Here is a 17,227-nt window from a genome sequence, read left to right as displayed (position 1 = left end):
GTGTGGGGATCGGGAGGGTAATCAGGCGACGAATTCGGCGACGCGCGCGGGGGCTTCCTCGGGAACGGGTGTTGGGGCCGGCGGCGGGCCATAGATGCTGTCGAGAGTCATTGCGCCGGGCAGTCGTCCGGCCCAGTCGAACCCACTGCGGTTGAGCATACCGGTGATGAGTTCGGTCTTCTTGGAGGCGAGAAGCTTGGCGAAAGCCTTCGCGCCGATGTGGGCAACGAGGCCGCATTCCTGGGCGATGAAGCTGAGTTCGTCCTTGGTGTACCGCTCGAGAAAGGATTGATCGGCCTGCCAGCTGTCGCGCAGATCGACCTGGAACACGCGTGCGAGATCGGCGACGTGGCTGAAGCTGAGGACGTCCTTGGCATAAGCGGCGCCAATGACGGACAAGACGTTCGCCGAGCGGGCATCGTTCAGCGCCTGGATCTGAGCGATCTTTTCCGCATAATCGAGATCCGGGAAAGTCTCGCCGACCAGGAAACCTGCGCGCGATGTCAGCGTTTCGGCCTTGATCTGTGCAAGGCTGCCCGACATCGCCGCAACAAGGATGGTCGTCCGGGCGTGATCGGTATTGCCGGCAAGCGCGCGCGCAAGGGCGGTTCGCCATGTCGCTTCTCGAAATTCCTTCGTGCGTGCGGCGATCGATTTGGCGGTCACACCGGGCTTCGGGGAGCTTTGCGTCGCTTTCACCGGAGTGGCCGGAGCAAGCGTCGGCGATGGATTGGCTTCGGACTGTGCCGAAGGTGGCTCGCCCTCCCCTTCCCCATGCTGCGAAGTCGCGGACGGCACGGTATCGGTATCCGTATCGGCGGGCGGCGCCCCGTCATCATTAGGCGATCTTGCGAGCGCAGCCCTTGCCGCGGCTTCAGCCTGCGCTTCTTTCTCAAACCGGATCACCTCGGCGGCTTCGGTCTTGAGCTGGAAGCATCCGGCATTGGTGCAATAGCCGTCGTCGACATGGGTCTCGAAGAGCGCGCGCTGGGTTGCGGAATTATAGGGGCACCTGGTGCATTCACTTTTGTCAAAACAGGCGGACGCAAGGTCCTGTGTCACACGCTTGAGAAGCTCCTGTGTCTTGGCGACGTCGAGCTGGGCCGTAAGGATGGTTTCGAGAGCCTTGTCCTGCTTGTCCTTCGGCACCGCGGCGAGCAGTTCGGCATGGCCGACCTTGATCCGGCGTTCATCCAGCGCGGTTTTGACCGGTTCGGATAGTTCCGCGAGGGCAAGCCGGCGATCGAACATGGTGCGTGACCATCCCAGACGCTTTGCGGCTTCCGCGCGGTCACCATGACATGCGGCAAGGACGCGCACGGCGGCATCGGCCTGTTCGGTCTCCGATGCGTTGTCGCGATCGTGGTTCTCTGCGATTGCCGCTTCGAGGGCTTCCTGATCGGTCATGTCGCGAATGACGACCGGGATTTCGCCTTCCGGGCCGTAAACCTCGAGTGAGGCCCGATAACGCCGCTCGCCGGCAACGATAGCGAAGAACCCTTCCTTTGGTCGGAGCAGGATGGGCTGCAAGACGCCGCGCCGACGGATCGACGCCACGAGTTCCTCATGCTTGGCTCGGTCGAAATAGCGGCGCGGATTATCTCCTTTGACGATTTTGGAAAGCGGCAGGGTGATTTCGGGACTGGGTTCTAGTGCGTCCAAGACACGTCTCCTTGCGGAATGTCGCGGACCCGTCCTTCACGGCCGTGCGCCTTCATTCCGGCGAGTCCATTCCGCTCCCCTCCCCCTTGCCTTTCGTGGCCCATCGGGCCTCAGGCCAGGTTGGTCGTTTTCGTGTGTTTGGAAAAAATGATGGCGAGCCAGGCCGCGGCTTCAGCCGCTGGTGATCAAATCCAGCAGACGTGCGTGCAGTAAGCCGTTGCGAAGTTCAGCGTCATTGATATCGATGACTGGGCCGATCTTTTCCATGCGCGGATGCGTGATCGCCTTGGCGTCGCGGTAGGCGTCTGTGTCGAAGCCCATCGCCTCGACTATGGCGATACGGTTCTCGCCGGTTTCACGAGAGTATGTTTCGATGATGAAGTCGGGCCGGCAGTTCCCAACGGGTGTCTGGATATCGAACAAGGGCTTGGTGATCGCGCTGTCGTAATAATGTTCGTCGAGCCGGTGCTGGATCCGCAGGAGATCGCGCAAGACGGTGCGTTCGAAATCGGAATCGACCGGTATGAAGCGCTGGCCGGAATAGATGGGCTGGGCGTAAGCGCGCAGCGGCGCGTAGCCTTTCACCTGCGGCAGCTCGCCGATGACGATCAGTGCCAGATAGGGGCCGGCGACGGGTGTGCCATGGATCGATGGGTGCTGGATGCGGGTCGCGATCTCGATCGGATCGCAGCCGGCGGCATGGATGATATTGCCCTCGATGCTGTTGGCAAACAGCAGGAGGAAACCTTGCGGCGCGTGTCCGCGTGGCCAACGGGGAGCAAGCGCGCGAATACCGGCATAGACGCGCCGGTGCCGGAAGGCCGAACCGTGCGTCCATAGCACCCTCGCCAACTCGACGCCTGGGGCAACTTCGATATGAGCGGCGACCTGCTGGATTGCGGCAAATTCGCTGGCGATGCCCCGTTCGTCACTGGGCGACAGCATGGCCTGGTTGCGACCTGCAAGATCGAGTAGTCGCCACATCAACCGGGCAAGCCGCGGGATATGTGGTTGGCGAATACGTCCGCTCGCGCTGTCGTCGGGTGCGCGCGCGAGACGAACCGGAGCCCTCTTCAGCACCGAGAAATAGCCATCGAGACGGTCGACTGGCCGAACCGGATCGGCAGCCGCCATGTGTCCGGGAGCGGCCTGGGCATGGAAGAATGGACAATCGAGGCGATGTTCGGGTCTTCCCGGACCCGTCAGACGTCTGAGGTAGAAAGTTTCCGCTTCGCTGAGATAGGCCGGGGTCATCAGCGGCGGAGCGACTTGCGCGCCCAGGCAGTCGCAAGCGATCCACATGTCGCCGAGCCTAGCCTGTTCGACGAGCACCACGCCGGCTTCTTCGTCGTCGTGATTGCCCTTTCCGACGTACCATCGCACGAGCGCGTTGCGCACGATCGGATCGATCGGGATACGTTGGTGCCCCCTGCCCCCGCGATCAACCAGCCACATGGAACGATCCAGGGCGACATCGGGGGCATGCCGCTGATCCTGTCAGCATGCACATTCTCCTGTCCACTGGCGTTCGGTGAGGAGCATAGCACATGGCGTATCGCCTGATAACGGTCTGGAGGAAGTTGCTCTGGTCGATTGGCCCTGTTCGTGATATGTTCCTATTTTTGCTTGTCTAGGAGATGTCACATGAGCAGCCCGAAGAAACTGCCTGGCCGGATCGATATCGACATCACGCTTGTCGATGCGTCGCTGGATCATGTGCAGCGTCCGGAGCGCCGGGCGATTGCGGCGCTGTCGATCGGTGTCGAAGCGAACGACGCGTATTACTCTGTGGTGGAGCTGCTCGAGGCTGTGCATCTTGTCGGTACCCGCCATCCAGATGGTCGGCGAAAGCTGGGCCGGATTCTGGGAGAGCGAGGCGATGATTACCAGCGTTCGATCTATTATGCGCTCGCCGGACGCGGTGCGTCCCATATGCTCGACGATCTCGACTGGCTTGCCGGGATACTCAAGACACGGGGCAGTGTAGCCCGTCACCATCCCGTGAGCGATCCGATCTCACCCTATGTATCGCCGGAACCGGATGGCCCGGTCGGCCTGTTCACACCGTCTTTTCCACTTGGTCGATCGTGGCGGACATTTCGGGCGCCAGCTGGTTGAGAGAATAGAGGGTTTCCGGGCGGGGTATTTTGTCACGGCATGACCTGTGCAGCAATCTCGGCGTTTTTGTCTGGGGTTGCGGTGACCAGGAATGGCTGTTCGACAAGACCGGTTCGTACGATGGTCTGGGGATAGCCGGCCCGCTCGCTCCGACGGCAGGCATATTCCCAGGCGCGCTGGAAGCTGTTGAGTTTGCGCTCGGCGGAGGTTTCCGACGTGGTCGGCATAGCAGGGGCCTTTCATCAGAGTAAGGGGTGAGGGATTGTCGCAAACCCTGCGTTGGGCAGTGAATCGCCCTCCCCCCTCCCCTACTTGGACCTTGACGTCGCTCGAAGCGCGTTATGAGAGGAATACCGTGGCGGACAGCGCCAGCTGATAGCCCTGATAGCCGCGTTACGTCGCAAACGGAGGTGGAGGCAATGTACGCTGCGATGGTCGACAGTTTGCTGCCTCTAGCATAATCAAAGTGCCAGGGCCGTTGTTTGATGCGCTGTGGGTTACGGTGTCCGATTGGGCAGGCCGGTGGTGTCTGGAACGAACCTCGCGGTTGCATCCCTCTTAAAGAATCATCTTATAAAAACGCCCAAGCGGAGCGCGGGAGCTTCTATAGATTCAGGATTCTAAGATTCAGGGCCATTTAGTCGTTGAAACTCAATGCGTTGATATGCCTCTATATGAGCCGGTGGGGGCTTTAGCGTGAGCGCGAGGGGGCTTTAATGCGAGCGGAAGGGGGCAACTAAATGAGCGTCCGGGGGTTAATGTGAGCGATTGGGGGTGGCCGGGATTCGATATGAAGTGGCCTTTGGAAGGGCTTGATTCAGCCCAATGAATCGTTTTGTTGGCCGACTGTGCTGGATTTGGGGTCGATTTTGAGGGCGATGGTGGCGGTCGGGATTGGCTGACGCCGGTCGTGCGGTTCTTTATATGAGTGATCGGGGGCGTCTGGGCTTGCAGTGGTAAGCGGTCAGTCCTTTGGATCGGCGTTTATATGAGTGGACGGGGGAGCCCCGGAAAACCGATTCGGATCAGCAGCTTGGCGCCGCGTTATTGTGAGTCGCTGGGGGCGCACATTGTTTGGTCTTTCGGCAGCTGAATGATCTAGGCCAACCGATCGTGTTTATGTGAGGAATCGGGGGCGCTCCTAAACCCGTGTATTTCTGCGGGTTTCGCGGCGCGTTCATGTGAGGACTAGGGGGCTGGTGACAGAGCGCCCTGCCCTCTTTCATGAGGCGGCGGGGGTTCGTCTATGTGAGTAAACGGGGGCGGGTTCTCTTTATGACACGTTGATGGTATGCAACTCATATGAAGCTCGATTCGGACATATCGGAAATCGAGGTAACATCAGGGCTGGAGAGTCTGAGCCGGACGCTGCGCGTTGCGGATGTGATTCGCCGCCGTGATCTCGATTTTGTAAGCAAACCCGGCGAATTGGTCGAGTCCGAGTTCGAGACCGGCTCGCTTGGCGCTGCTGCGCGCAAAGCTTTTGCGTTGATGCTGCGCAAGGCTGGTCCGGAAGCCTATGAAGACAAGACGTTCGTTATTACGAAGAAGGAGCTTCGAGGCTCCCACAAGGGTAATGAGCGTATTCAGACCGTGATGGATGAATTGCTTCGGGTCATTGTTCGTATTCGGACGACGACGTCGAAGGGTAAACCTGCGGTGATGTCCCAGGCGTTGCTGGCGAGCTGTGTCGAGGAAATTTCCGAAGACGGGATGAGCGTCGTCGAATTTCAGTTCTCGGATAATTTCAAGCGGGTGTTGCAGCGTTCGGACTATTATGCGCGCGTCAATCTCGGTGTGATGCTTGCGCTGCAGTCTCGCTATGCTCTCTCCCTTTACGATCTGGGGTGTCTGATCATCAATCGGCAGAACCGGGTGTACAAAATGAAGGTCGATGAACTGCGGCGGAAGCTTGGAGTTCCTGACGGCAGCTTTAAGAACTTTGCCGAGTTCCGGCGCGATGTGCTGGCGAAGTCGAAGGCGGAGATCGATCAACTGGCGGATTTCACGGTTGAATGGGAGGAAATCCGGGGATCGGGCCGCGGTCGGCCGGTCGAGGCCGTGAAACTGATGTTTCACCCCAAGGATCTTGAGGATCAGAAGGAAACCGCGCGCGAATTGGATCGTCCTAGGGTTGGTCGGCGCGCGCGGCGTGAGGGCACGGTGGAGACGATCGCGATCGCGGATCGGCCGAAGATTATCGAGCGTAAGCCGTTTCCCCGCGATTCCCTGCACTTCTGCCCCGACACGCGTTTGTTGACGATCGTTGCGGATTATGGCGGTGGTTGGGACAAGGATCTCATTGCGAGCGGGTATCGCAAGACGATGGGGTCTCGATTGGATAACCTGGTTGGGGATGCACTTTACAAGTCGTGGGAGGGGTTTTGTAAATCCTTCGTGCAGCAACGTGGGCGTGCATAGGCCCCTGCCCCCAATTACTCACATAAACGCATCCTGGGCGTCAGACCGGCCCCTCCCCTTCGGCGAGATCGAGCAAGGCGATGATGCCGTCGGGTAGGCTGAGGTTTCTGGCCTCGCACCAGAGGACTAGTCGGTCACGCTCGGGCTGCGACAGGCGCATAGTGATATGTTTGGTCCGCGCTGGCCCGCGCATTGGTTTGCGCTTGGGAATTGCGGCGGTTTCGGCTTGGACCTGCGGAAAATAATTCGCCGGGGGCGTTGGCCGGAGCGGTTCCCGGGTTGGGGATGGGTCGACCGCGGCACCCGCCGGCGGTGTAGACGCGATCAGGCTTTTGAGGCGAGCGGTTGGATCGTCATTCGTTTCGAGGCGCTGCCGGGTTTTGCCGATGATGTCACCCATGGCCGGAGTTGCGGGTTTGGGTTCAGCCATTGGATGCTTCCTTGTTCTGAATTTCGCCGAGGACGTCGGCGAGGATGCTCTGGGCTATGCGCCGGGCTTTCTCCGTTTTGGCGAGACCAGCTTGCTCCACTTCCGCGAGGGTCATGCGGAAATTCGACATGGCGCGGAATGCATCGAGTGTGTGCATTTGCTCCTTGAATATCGGCAATGCACTGCTGATTTGGGCATCGATTTCCCACTCGGCGCGCGAGCGCGCGACCTGTCCGGTTTGGGTAATGAGGACTCGGTATGGCACCCCGCCACCCATCTTCTGCAGCATTTCGCTGGTTTCCACGGTTCTTTCGAGGTCGAGGCGCGAGGAGCGGGTTGGTATCACGACAAAGTCAGAGTCCATCGCGGCATATGCGGTCTTGAAGTTGGACGTCCCTTCAGAATCCACGATCACCAGTTGTGCACTTTCCCTCGCCCTTTTGATAGCTGCGCCGATCTCGGCGTCGCGGATCTGGGAGGCATCCTCCACAGTGATGAGGGAGTCACCTCCCCTTCCCTCTTCGCGGCGATCGCGGTGCCAGTTTAGCAGGCTGTTCTGGCGGTCAGCATCGAGCATGAATACGGAGCCGCCTAGTGCCTCGAATTCAGACGCGAGCGCGAGAGCGAGTGTGGTTTTACCCGCGCCTCCTTTGCTCTGCGCGATGGTGATGACCGGCATTCGTTAGCTCCTCTAATATAAGGCCGCGCGTTCACCTGCGCGGCACAGGCCGACCGTGCGTAAGGATGCGCAGCACCAACCGTATGCGGATGTGATAACGCGGGTATAGGCGCTGTGCAAGTATGCCGCGCGTCCGCACTCGAACGTGCTGGGCCACGCGATGCTGCATGCACATCACCATCACACTGTAGCGGCGCGTTAGAGCGCGCGCGTAGCCGCGCAGTCGCACGCACATGCGAATACGCCCGCGCAGCACACAGCGCGTTATACATTGCGCTACAAGACGCCGCACGATATGCGGCACATAACGCTGCACAAATATAAGTGGCTGATAAAACGCATATTTCCTGGAAGGGAGAAGCGCGCTTTGGAATTAATTGAGCTCGCATTTCCTAGCGAGGAGATTGTCTAATGCAGCCATTTCGGTGTCGAACGCATCGAATACCGCAGCCAGATCGCGATCGACGGGAAGGGGAGGGGGCTCTTTAGCAGGCCGTCCCCGCTTTGGCCGCACATAGCCAAAATCTGCGGCCAGGTCCGGCGTCAGAAATTGGCGCCAGCTTCGCCGCTGCGTAATTTCCACGAGCAGACCGGCCGTCGCGGCGCGCTCGAACAGCTTGCTCGCTCCGGCGATACTCATGCAAAGTAACTCTGCAGCCGATTGCGGGGAGAGCAAAGGGCGATATTGGATCAGCGCCAGCAGCGCAGGGAGGGCGCCAGGGCGGTATTCGGCGGCGATCGCGCGCTGAGCGTCGCGATAGTGCCGCTCGAGGCTGTGCAGCCGCTGCAGCGCGATCGTCGCCGCGCTTTCGAGGGCGCGCAGCACGGCCAGCCAATCATCGTCATTGGGCCGGGGCTTCAGCCGGAACGCCTTGGCGCCGCCGGCAAGGCAGGGGAGGGGGCTAGCCACAAGGCCGCGGTCGCGCAACGCGAATGGCAAGGACAGCCAGGCCATGATGCTGTGGTCGATCCGCGCGAGCTGGCGGACGGTATCGAGCGCGCGGACAAGGGGGGCGTGCTCGGTCGCCGTTGCTGGATCTCCGATCGCGGTCGGCAGGCGGTCGCGCCAGCGAAGCCGATCGTCATCCTGCAACGCTGCTCGCCATTCCGCGAAGCGGTCGAACAGGTCGAGATGGCTGGGGAGGGGAGGACGACCAGGGATTTTGAGGTCGCAGCCCCACGAAAATACGTCAATTTCCTCAACCTCGGCCGACTGCAATTGCAAGGCCCGCGCATAGCCGCTCCACGCGGCGCGCGTGGACCATGCTTTGGCCACCGGACTGACGATAATCCGGGCATCGAGACGGGCAATCGCGGCTGTCGCGGCCGCTATCGCCGTGACCATTTTTGGGGTATAGTCGGGACCGTATCGGATGGGCGAGGGCCGGTTTTCCATAGCCAATAGTGAACTGAAACGACCTCTCGGTAAAGCATGCCCGGACGCATAGTGTTGATAATGGATCGTTATCAACACCCTATACATTGGAAAGTGGGCGCGCTATCCCTCGGCGCATGAGCGCGCTCCCGCCTGAAACTCTTCCTTCCGGGCCGCCAGCGGCCTTGCCGCCCCCCTCGGCCGATGTCGGGGAGGTTGTCGACGATGTGCGCGCGCTCGCCGGAACCGTGCGGGAGATCAAGGCTGAGCTGATCGAGGCGGCCGTGCGGGCCTGGTCGCACAACACGCGTCGCGCCTTCCGCTCGGATCTGAAAATTTGGGGAGCGTGGTGCCGTCGCCGGCGTCTCGATCCGCCGAAGGCGGAGGTCAGCGCCGTGGCGGCCTATATCCGCCAGATCGCCGGGATTGACGCCTCGGCCGAAAAGGTCCGCGCGATGGCGACGATCGAACGCTACATCGTCAACATTGGCTGGGCCTATCGTATGGCGGGCCTGCCCGATCCCACCGCCGGGGAGCTGGTCACGCTCGAAATGAAAGCGGCGCGCAAGACAGTGGGCGTGCGCCAGAAGCAGGCCCGCGCGATCCGCTTCAAGGGCGACATTGCCGATTTTGATTCACCGCCCTCCGGCGTGTGCCTCGCCCATCTTCTCAAGGCTGTCCGGCGCGATCTGCTGGGCTATCGCGACGCGGCGCTGCTGCGCGTGGCCTATGACAGCGCTGGGCGCCGCTCGGAGTTGGTGGCGATCGCCGTCGACCATATCCACGGGCCGGATGCGGACGGGGCAGGGGCCTTGTTCATTCCGACAAGCAAGACAGATCGCGAAGGGGAGGGGGCCTGGGCCTATCTTGCGCCCCCGACGATGCAGGCGATCGCGCGCTGGCGCGCGGCCGCGCATATCGACAAGGGGCCGTTGTTCCGGCGCGTCGAGACGCATTTTGACGGGACGGTCGCGGCGATCGGGCGCAGGGCGCTGCATCCCAACAGCATCACGCTCATTTACAGGCGGTTGATCCGCGCGGCCCATGCGAAGAAGCTGCTCGGCGAGATGTCGAACGCCGAGCTTGAGCGCTGGGTGACGGCGGTGTCGTCGCATTCGATCCGGGTCGGGGTGGCACAGGACAACTTTGCTGCCGCTGAAAGTCTGCCGGCGATCATGCAGGCCTATCGCTGGCGTGATCCCAAGACCGTCATGCGATATGGCGCGAAGCTTGCCGCAAAAGGTGGAGCAGGCGCCCGCATGGCGAAGCGCTTTGCGACTGCATAGAAATCCGCCATGCTCAGGGTGTTGGTTGGGTTTGGACACATCTAGCTGGACTATCCGAATGACGGTTCGGTTCATTCTGGCGATCGGAGATATTTGATACCAGAGCGCCGCTGGATAGCGAGCTATGGAAGGTGTTCGTTTCACGTCGATTACTGGTTTGCATCGATATCAGAAATGATTTTCCCGGCTTCTGCAAAGGCAGTATTGGCGGCGGGCACGCTGGCTTAGATAGCGATTTGCATGGGCACTTACGTCAACTCGTCGCGCGTGAAGCCGCCACCGGTCAAGCCGGCGCGGACATGGAGTGCAGACTCTTCCCAACGGCCGAGGCTGGCGGCAAACGCCAGCACAAGTAGGCGCCGGATATGGTCATCGAGCCCGGTGCGGCCTGGATTTCATTCCAGGCGATACGTGTAATCATCGCCTAGAAATCGCTATTGCACGATGTGCAATTGGCGAGCGAGCGGTCCACCCATTCGTCGCCCAAAACACGACGACGATTGAGCAGGCCAGCCTCGAGTGGTAGCCTTTTCATCGGGCTCCGGCAGTACGAAGCTTCTGAGCGCGGACGGCAGCGCTGCGGGCGCCTCGAGTGACGGCAGATGCGCTGAGTCCCGTTTGAGATGGCGTTTCCCTGCGATAGAAGAGAGCGGTGACTGCATCCCGAATTCTGGACCGTTTTGAGCTGGAAAATTCCAATTATGATCGGGTGTAGTTTATGAAGGAGCCGGACGCTGCCTCGGACTGGTAACAATCAGGGAAGCACGTCATGCCGGATAAACCGAAGACGCCCACATAATAGTCATTCTGTCGAACAACTCGCCCCTTAGCGCCGACGTGCGGTTATCGTAAATCTTAGTGCTTATATCGTCTCCAAAGGTAGGCCGACATAATTTTCGGCCAACGATCGCTGCGCTGTTATCGAGCCGCGGATGTAATCCAGCTCCGCCATCTGGATGCGACGATCGAACCCATCCATGTTGGGAAAGCGGTGCGTGATAGACGTAAACCACCACGAAAAGCGCTCCGCCTTCCAGACCCTCGACAGTGCGCGTTCAGAGTAGCTGTCGATGCCTGCGGAAGAATGGTCGCGATAAAATTCGCGCAGGGCTTGACTAAGCATGATCACATCCGACGCTGCCAGATTTAAGCCCTTGGCGCCGGTGGGAGGCACGATATGCGCTGCATCGCCCGCCAGAAACAAACGGCCCCAACGCATCGGCTCGGATACAAAGGAGCGCAGCGGCGCGATGCTTTTTTCGAATGATGGACCTCGCGTCACTTTGGTGGCAACATCTCGTCCGAGCCGTAGGCACGCTTCATCCCAGAACCGCTCATCGGGCCAATCCTCTACCCGGTCGTTCAGCGAACATTGGATATAATAACGGCTACGTGTGGCCGAGCGCATGGAGGCGAGTGCAAAACCACGCTCATGGTTGGCATAAATCAGCTCATGTCCGGCAGGCGGTACGTCCGCCAGAATTCCCAGCCACCCAAAGGGATAAACGCGCTCAAAGGTCTTAAGCACGTTGTTGGGAATTGCCATCCGACTAGGGCCGTGAAAACCATCGCACCCCGCCACAAAATCGCAATCGAGCCTATGCTCAGTTCCATTCTTTTTCCAAGTCAGGAAGGGCCGTTCGCTATCGACATCATGCAACATGGTCTCATCCGCATCCCAGATCACATGCACTCCGCGTGGCTCGGCCGCGTCGAACAGATCCCGCATTACCTCCTGTTGTCCGTAGACGGTTACGGTGGAGCCACCGGTCAAATTCGCCAAATCGATATGAATGATTTGACCGTCCAATGACAGATTGGTCCCGCTATGAACTAAGCCGTCCTGGTCCAGTCGAGACGACAATTTGAGGCGACGCATCAAGTCCACGGTCACCTGCTCCAGCACGCCGGCGCGAACGCGCCCTTCCACATAATGGCGATCACGCCGCTCGAGGACTATCGCTTCAATGTTTTCAGCGGCAAGCAGATGTGCAAGGAGCATGCCGGCCGGACCGGCGCCAATGATTGCGACTTGGGTTCGCATCTAATCCTCTTATTGGTACGGCGGGCTCGCATGGCCACCCCACGCCCCAAATTAGCTGGCAATACGCTACGCACCATGTCACGGCCGATAAAAAGATTGGACGATTCAACGGCAAAAATTATAGTCGGACCATGACCGCACGGCAGCAGATCCCAACCTTTTACCTCTATGGGGAGCCACATAGACTCGTCGAAGATTGCTTTACACATGTCGAGTCGTTAGACGATCGATCCCGGCCAAGTGAGTGGACGATCAAGCCACATGCTCACGCCGAGCTTTGCCATATTTTCCTGATCTGGGCCGGTGGAGGGAGTATGCGTGCCGATGGCCAGGTGCTGCGTTTTATAGCGCCATCCCTTCTGGTCGTACCGGCGACGGTGGTGCATGGCTTTTCCTGGGATGAGGATTCATCGGGAACGGTCGTCACGATGGCGACGCGATACATTAGCGACCTCGCGCGCCATGATCACGCGCTTGCACGGATATTTGACGCCGCAAGAGCGCTAACGTTGTCGCATTTCGAAAAGGAGACAGCTGAGCGTCTTGTGCAGGAACTTATGCGCGAACTGGCATGGTCGGCACCGGGCCACCGGGCAGCCGTCGATGCAACTCTTCTCTCGCTTCTCGTCGTTGTTCTGCGCAACGCTACGCTAGACGACAGGCCGATTAGAAGACCAGGCTATTATGCCGGAATCGTCGCGCGTCTTAGGGAGAGGATCGAGCACAGGTTCCGGGAACGAGAGCCCGTCTCTGTCTACGCCGAAACGCTGGGGGTGAGCGAAACGACCCTACGCCTGGCCTGCTCGAAAGTTGCCGGCATGTCCCCGACCCAAGTGCTTAATCAGCGCGCTCTGCTCGAAGCACGGCGCTCGCTACTTTATACAAATCTAACGGTCGCTGAAGTCGGCTACTCGCTCGGGTTTCCGGACCCGGCCTATTTTTCCCGGTTCTTTAGCCGCCATGTGGGGCTGTCTCCAACGGACTTCCGTAGCTCTCGTTCGTCATAGCGCGTCATCACGGCTTCGTCAGTTTTATTCCCCTCAAAAATGCATATGACTTGTATGTCATTAAATTCCTATGACTTATCCAGAGTTGGATGACAGATGATCAAGTCGAAAATTGCACGCCTAATTATCCAAATCACGAATAGCGGAACTCACCATATATAATCTACATAACTTTCTAGGCGTACTTCGTAATCGGGGTCTAATCGGCGCCGATAACCATAGTTCCATGCCGCACTCGTGGCATAACATTTGGCAAAGAAAGGCATTTTTCAATCACAAATGATCTGCATAGAGTATCGTACTTTTTATCGTGCAAAATGTGTTGAAGGCGGCGGGTGGTCGAAAGCATCGCAAATCCGTGCAGGAGAGACCAGCAAGAAATTGCAAGAGCCTCTAAATAATGCTCATCATGTTTCGGCACCAAAAGAGATATATAATTAGAAAATATATTAAACTTATTCTGTACGTCTCGCATATAATCGTCGCTCGCCGGGAGATCTATAAATATATCTGCTGCAAAACATAGTTGATATAATTGCGGATGCTCCTCGGAAAACCGAAGGTATCTATCAAATACGGAACGTACCTTTTCGATAGGCGCTTCATAAGGCTCGGCTGCTTGGGCCAAGCCGTCATTAATCATCCTTAATCCATGAGAGATCAGGGCTTCCAGGAAACGGCGTCTGTTAGCAAAATGTCGATAAGGCGCTCCCCGAGACACCCCGGTTGCGGCGGCCATTTCCCGAAGGGAAAGGTTACCGTAGCCAACCCGTTCGATTTCAACAACGGCAAGGTCAAGGAGCGCACTCTGAAGCTCTCCATGGTGGTAGGGACGATCTTTGCTCATGCGAGGAGTTTGGCAGAAACCTCGGGTATTCTCAATGATTACGGACAAGCGGTCGATAAATCCGCAGCAGCCAAATACCCGATCGAATGTGTATGGGTCAGATTGGAGGTGCGCAGGCATATTCATAAATTTCAAAGGTCGTATCTCCGCCTGGGCTGCGGATTTCACAGCGCAGATGTGGGTACAGACGAGCTTGATGGCGACGAGATTGTTCTTGGGGTACCTGTCGTAGTAGGTGGCTATGCTGCGGAACCGTTCGATCCGAAATTATGCCGGATTGGACCTGTCGATGGAAACGTCGCACGTCTGCGTCGTCGATGCCGATGGGCGCAAGGTTGGAATGCAATGCGTAGACAGCACGTCAGAGGCGATCGCCGCGGTGCTGGAGCGCTATGGTCCCATTGAGCGCGCTGTGATCGAAACGGGCCGGATGAGTCCGTCGGTTGCGCTCGGGCTGCGCGAACTTGGTGTCGCGATCATCTGCATCGACGCGCGTCAGGCCCACCAGAGCCTGAAGGCGATGAAGGCGAACAAGACCGATCCGCATGATGCGGCCAGCCTTGCCCAACTGGCGTACACCGGCTTCTCGACAACACGATCCGCGGCCTGTGCGCCACATTCGGCTATCGTCCCTATCCGTTAAAAAGACTCGGCCTTGAAGTAGCGCCGGTGTCCTGATTCAGTCTGCGCGAGTGGCGGAGACGGGTCGATGATGGGCGAGCTGACAGTGGCGCAGGAGGCGCTGTTCTACACCTTCAGCCTGGAGCGGCATGTGCCGGCGGATCATCTGCTGCGCTCGATTGACCGGTTTTGTCGATCTGTCGGACATTCGCGAGCATCTGCGCCCCTGCCTCCCGATTGCGGTGAGAAAGCTTGTCGACTTCGGTGTCCCGCGAGGGAACGCAGGGTCGGATGATCTGCGAAGGTCGAGGGATGGGCCGCCGAGCTCGCTTCAAGTCAATGCAACGTCCGGCCTTGTGAGACCCGATACAGCACCACCGGCCTCAGGGTCGGCGAGTGCGGGCAGATCCTTGAGACCCTCAAGGGACAACCGCCAAGCGATCGCAAATTACAGATCACGACTTAGTTGGCCGCTGAACTGCGCGAAACTTTATTTCAGGCCCTTCCCCAATCTGGAAGCCGAAGGTGGCGCGTTCGATTGAGGTCTCACGAACTACGGCTACCCGCCTCGCTTCTCCACTTGACATCGTAAATCTCGCCTGCAATGTATGCGCCGACAACATCGCTCATAGCTTGCATGATCCCGATGAAGGGACGCAGCGGTTTGGGAAGTTAGGAGAGGATGTATGGTGATAGGAGCGCCGCGATGCGAACGCGGCAACGCTACGCGTACGCGTCGTGAAATGGCGGACTCGTGCCGATCTCGTCTGAAGGTGCCTCATAGTGGGAGCGACGGGCGGCCATCGAATATAGGCGAGTCCTCAATCCCAACCGATACACGATTATTCGCGCCGCTAGTCAAACTTCATAATGTTTTATTCGCTGAATATGTTCCTGCAGCAAAGCGCAGGCGCGTAACACTTAAAAAGGCATGCGTTCATGACTAAGCTATTTCCTGACGGTCTCTCTTTCAGTGGATACAACACTCCAAGTAGAATTGAATGCGATATATATGATCTTGAGGTGGAGGGTGATGTTCCCCCGGATCTTAATGGTAGATGGTATCGCTCCGGCCCGGATCCCCAATATCCGCCATATCTGGGAGACGACATTTACGTGAATGGGGACGGGATGATCTCGATGTTTAACTTCGAGAACGGCCATGTCGATTTCAAGATGCGCTATATTCAGACCGAAAGATGGAAAGCTGAGCGGGCTGCCCGACGTTCTCTCTATGGGAAATATCGCAATCCGTGGACTGATAAACCTGAAGTCGCCGGGAAAAGCCGAGGGACCGCAAATACCGCGCCAATTTGGCACGCTGGCCGTCTCCTGGTGCTCAAGGAGGACCATGTGCCGATGGCTGTCGATCCGGACACTCTAGCCACCTTGGGCGATTTCACTTGGAATGGGCAGCTTAAAAGTAAAACAGTTACAGCCCACCCGAAGATAGACCCCGTTACGGGTGAGCTTCTTCTGTTTAGCTATGAATGTGAAGGTGATGGTTCGTCGCCAATGTGCTTCCTGATCGAGGACAAAAGTGGGAATCTTGTTAAAGAAGAGTGGTTCGATCCCCCATATGTCGGGATGGTCCATGACTTCGCGATCACGACTGATTACGTGATCTTTCCAATCTTTCCGACGACAATGGATCCCGAGCGCTTGAAGGCAGGTGGGGATCATTGGAAGTGGGACGGGAGTTTGCCTAGTTGGGTTGGCATTATGCCGCGAGCCGGCAGTACGACCGATATCCGATGGTTCAAAGTGCCTACGTCGTGTGGCTTTCACGTCATCAACGGCTTTAACGAAGGCACAATAGTCCATCTCGATATGATGATCTCCAAGCGGAATGGCTTCCCCTACATCGGCGACATCGCAGGATCGGCCGCGGATCCTCAGGATGGCGTCCCCTATCCCACGCGTTGGTCTTTCGACATGACGTCGAACGCCGTCGATGGAGGATTCTCATCGAAGAGTTTGGCCCCATATGGCGGTGAGCTGCCGCTCATCGATCCGCGATGCGTCGGTCGGGATTATCGCTACGCCTATATCTCAATGGTGGATCCGGAGAGGCGGATATTGATGGCCGGCCCTACCTACATGGGCGCTAACATGATCGGCAAAATCGATCTGACGACCGGCGAAGTCCAAACCTATCACGGGACTGACGAGACTAGCTTCCAGGAGGGCGCGTTCATCCCGCGCGGGCCTGGCGAAGATGAAGGTTGGTATATCAATATCGCCGATCGACATGACCAAAACCGTTCCGATCTGCTGATCTTCGACGCGCGCGCCATCTCCGAGGGGCCGCTTGCAACGGCCCGATTGCCGATTCGTCTCAGGAGCGCCTTTCACACGACTTGGGTTCCGGGAGTATGACCATGATATTGCCTAACGGCGTGACTGAGGCGTCAATGCGCGCAGCACTCACGGAATTTTCCGCGATCGTCGGGAACGAATGGTTCTTTGGTCCCGAAAACGAACGACTGACAGCCTATAACGACGCCTACCCGCTGGACGATCTCGCTCAGCAAGGATATATGATGTCGAATGCGAGTTTGACATGGCGCGGCCCTGAAAACCGCTACTCTGTTGCTGTGTATATCGATAATATCGAGAACGAGACGTTAAAGGCGACCTCGTTTGTACAACCAATCGTCGGTCTTCCTGTAGTTACACTTGAAGCTCCTCGGACTTACGGAATTCGAGCTAGATTTAATTTCTGATTCGTAGGGAC

General features: G+C 58.3%; 15 protein-coding genes. 7 read left to right on the top strand and 8 right to left on the bottom strand.

Annotated features, from left to right (window positions below; all coding sequences use genetic code 11):
• Positions 1-21: 21 nt before the first annotated feature.
• Together A7A77_RS14950 and A7A77_RS14945 are read right to left on the bottom strand one after the other, a co-directional pair.
• On the bottom strand, positions 22-1,662 hold the full coding sequence (locus A7A77_RS14950) for a PRTRC system ParB family protein (RefSeq protein ID WP_066560124.1): 1,641 nt from the start codon (positions 1,660-1,662) through the stop codon (positions 22-24).
• Between the two features lie 171 nt (positions 1,663-1,833).
• Positions 1,834-3,117 (bottom strand): hypothetical protein, encoded by a 1,284-nt coding sequence (locus A7A77_RS14945; RefSeq protein WP_022684434.1) that lies wholly within the window; start codon positions 3,115-3,117, stop codon positions 1,834-1,836.
• Positions 3,118-3,306: 189 nt separating this feature from the next.
• Between A7A77_RS14945 and A7A77_RS14940 the strand changes: the two genes are divergently transcribed.
• Positions 3,307-3,780 (top strand): hypothetical protein, encoded by a 474-nt coding sequence (locus tag A7A77_RS14940; RefSeq protein ID WP_022684433.1) that lies wholly within the window; start codon positions 3,307-3,309, stop codon positions 3,778-3,780.
• Positions 3,781-3,812: 32 nt separating this feature from the next.
• Here A7A77_RS14940 and A7A77_RS14935 read toward each other — a convergent pair whose 3' ends face one another.
• On the bottom strand, positions 3,813-4,007 hold the full coding sequence (locus tag A7A77_RS14935) for a hypothetical protein (RefSeq protein WP_022684432.1): 195 nt from the start codon (positions 4,005-4,007) through the stop codon (positions 3,813-3,815).
• A 1,075-nt stretch (positions 4,008-5,082) separates the two neighbouring features.
• Between A7A77_RS14935 and A7A77_RS14930 the strand changes: the two genes are divergently transcribed.
• Positions 5,083-6,201 carry a replication initiation protein gene (locus A7A77_RS14930; RefSeq protein ID WP_022684431.1) on the top strand — a complete coding sequence of 373 codons (1,119 nt, stop codon included), beginning with the start codon at positions 5,083-5,085 and terminating at the stop codon, positions 6,199-6,201.
• 40 nt (positions 6,202-6,241) lie between these two features.
• Here the strand turns inward: A7A77_RS14930 and A7A77_RS14925 are convergent, their stop codons facing one another.
• The 3 genes from A7A77_RS14925 to A7A77_RS14915 all read right to left on the bottom strand — a co-directional run bounded on the left by A7A77_RS14925 (position 6,242) and on the right by A7A77_RS14915 (position 8,706).
• Positions 6,242-6,631, bottom strand: a complete 390-nt coding sequence (locus A7A77_RS14925) for a hypothetical protein (protein WP_022684430.1) — start codon at positions 6,629-6,631, stop codon at positions 6,242-6,244.
• Positions 6,624-7,310: a ParA family protein gene (locus A7A77_RS14920; RefSeq protein WP_022684429.1), complete on the bottom strand. Its 687-nt coding sequence runs from the start codon at positions 7,308-7,310 to the stop codon at positions 6,624-6,626. The genes A7A77_RS14925 and A7A77_RS14920 overlap by 8 nt, the downstream gene beginning before the upstream one ends.
• A 373-nt stretch (positions 7,311-7,683) precedes the next feature.
• The gene (locus A7A77_RS14915) at positions 7,684-8,706 is read right to left on the bottom strand and encodes a hypothetical protein (protein WP_022684428.1); all 1,023 of its coding nucleotides are present in this window, start codon (positions 8,704-8,706) and stop codon (positions 7,684-7,686) included.
• A gap of 116 nt (positions 8,707-8,822) precedes the next feature.
• Here A7A77_RS14915 and A7A77_RS14910 point away from each other — a divergent pair, with 116 nt between their 5' ends.
• The gene (locus A7A77_RS14910; RefSeq protein WP_022684427.1) at positions 8,823-9,971 is read left to right on the top strand and encodes a site-specific integrase; all 1,149 of its coding nucleotides are present in this window, start codon (positions 8,823-8,825) and stop codon (positions 9,969-9,971) included.
• Positions 9,972-10,833: 862 nt separating this feature from the next.
• Here the strand turns inward: A7A77_RS14910 and pobA are convergent.
• Positions 10,834-12,015, bottom strand: coding sequence for a 4-hydroxybenzoate 3-monooxygenase (pobA, locus tag A7A77_RS14905; protein ID WP_022684426.1), 1,182 nt, complete (start codon positions 12,013-12,015; stop codon positions 10,834-10,836).
• Between the two features lie 314 nt (positions 12,016-12,329).
• On the opposite strand from pobA, the gene A7A77_RS14900 reads away from it, so the two are divergent.
• Positions 12,330-13,022 carry a helix-turn-helix domain-containing protein gene (locus A7A77_RS14900; protein ID WP_337770945.1) on the top strand — a complete coding sequence of 231 codons (693 nt, stop codon included), beginning with the start codon at positions 12,330-12,332 and terminating at the stop codon, positions 13,020-13,022.
• Positions 13,023-13,221: 199 nt separating this feature from the next.
• Here the strand turns inward: A7A77_RS14900 and A7A77_RS17590 are convergent, their stop codons facing one another.
• Positions 13,222-13,869 (bottom strand): TetR/AcrR family transcriptional regulator, encoded by a 648-nt coding sequence (locus A7A77_RS17590; RefSeq protein WP_159368312.1) that lies wholly within the window; start codon positions 13,867-13,869, stop codon positions 13,222-13,224.
• 277 nt (positions 13,870-14,146) lie between these two features.
• Between A7A77_RS17590 and A7A77_RS14890 the strand changes: the two genes are divergently transcribed.
• The 3 genes from A7A77_RS14890 to A7A77_RS14880 all read left to right on the top strand — a co-directional run bounded on the left by A7A77_RS14890 (position 14,147) and on the right by A7A77_RS14880 (position 17,216).
• Entirely contained in the window at positions 14,147-14,512 is a 366-nt protein-coding gene (locus tag A7A77_RS14890) for an IS110 family transposase (RefSeq protein WP_216635596.1), read from the top strand.
• 917 nt (positions 14,513-15,429) lie between these two features.
• Positions 15,430-16,869 (top strand): carotenoid oxygenase family protein, encoded by a 1,440-nt coding sequence (locus tag A7A77_RS14885; RefSeq protein ID WP_022684422.1) that lies wholly within the window; start codon positions 15,430-15,432, stop codon positions 16,867-16,869.
• The gene (locus tag A7A77_RS14880) at positions 16,866-17,216 is read left to right on the top strand and encodes a hypothetical protein (protein WP_022684421.1); all 351 of its coding nucleotides are present in this window, start codon (positions 16,866-16,868) and stop codon (positions 17,214-17,216) included. Before A7A77_RS14885 ends, A7A77_RS14880 begins: the two co-directional genes overlap by 4 nt.
• The last annotated feature ends 11 nt before the right edge of the window (positions 17,217-17,227 follow it).

This window comes from Croceicoccus bisphenolivorans (genome assembly GCF_001634625.1).
Lineage (GTDB): Bacteria > Pseudomonadota > Alphaproteobacteria > Sphingomonadales > Sphingomonadaceae > Croceicoccus > Croceicoccus bisphenolivorans.
The sequence above is the reverse complement of the archived record's forward strand: the minus strand, read 5'-3'. Positions and strand labels throughout refer to the sequence as shown.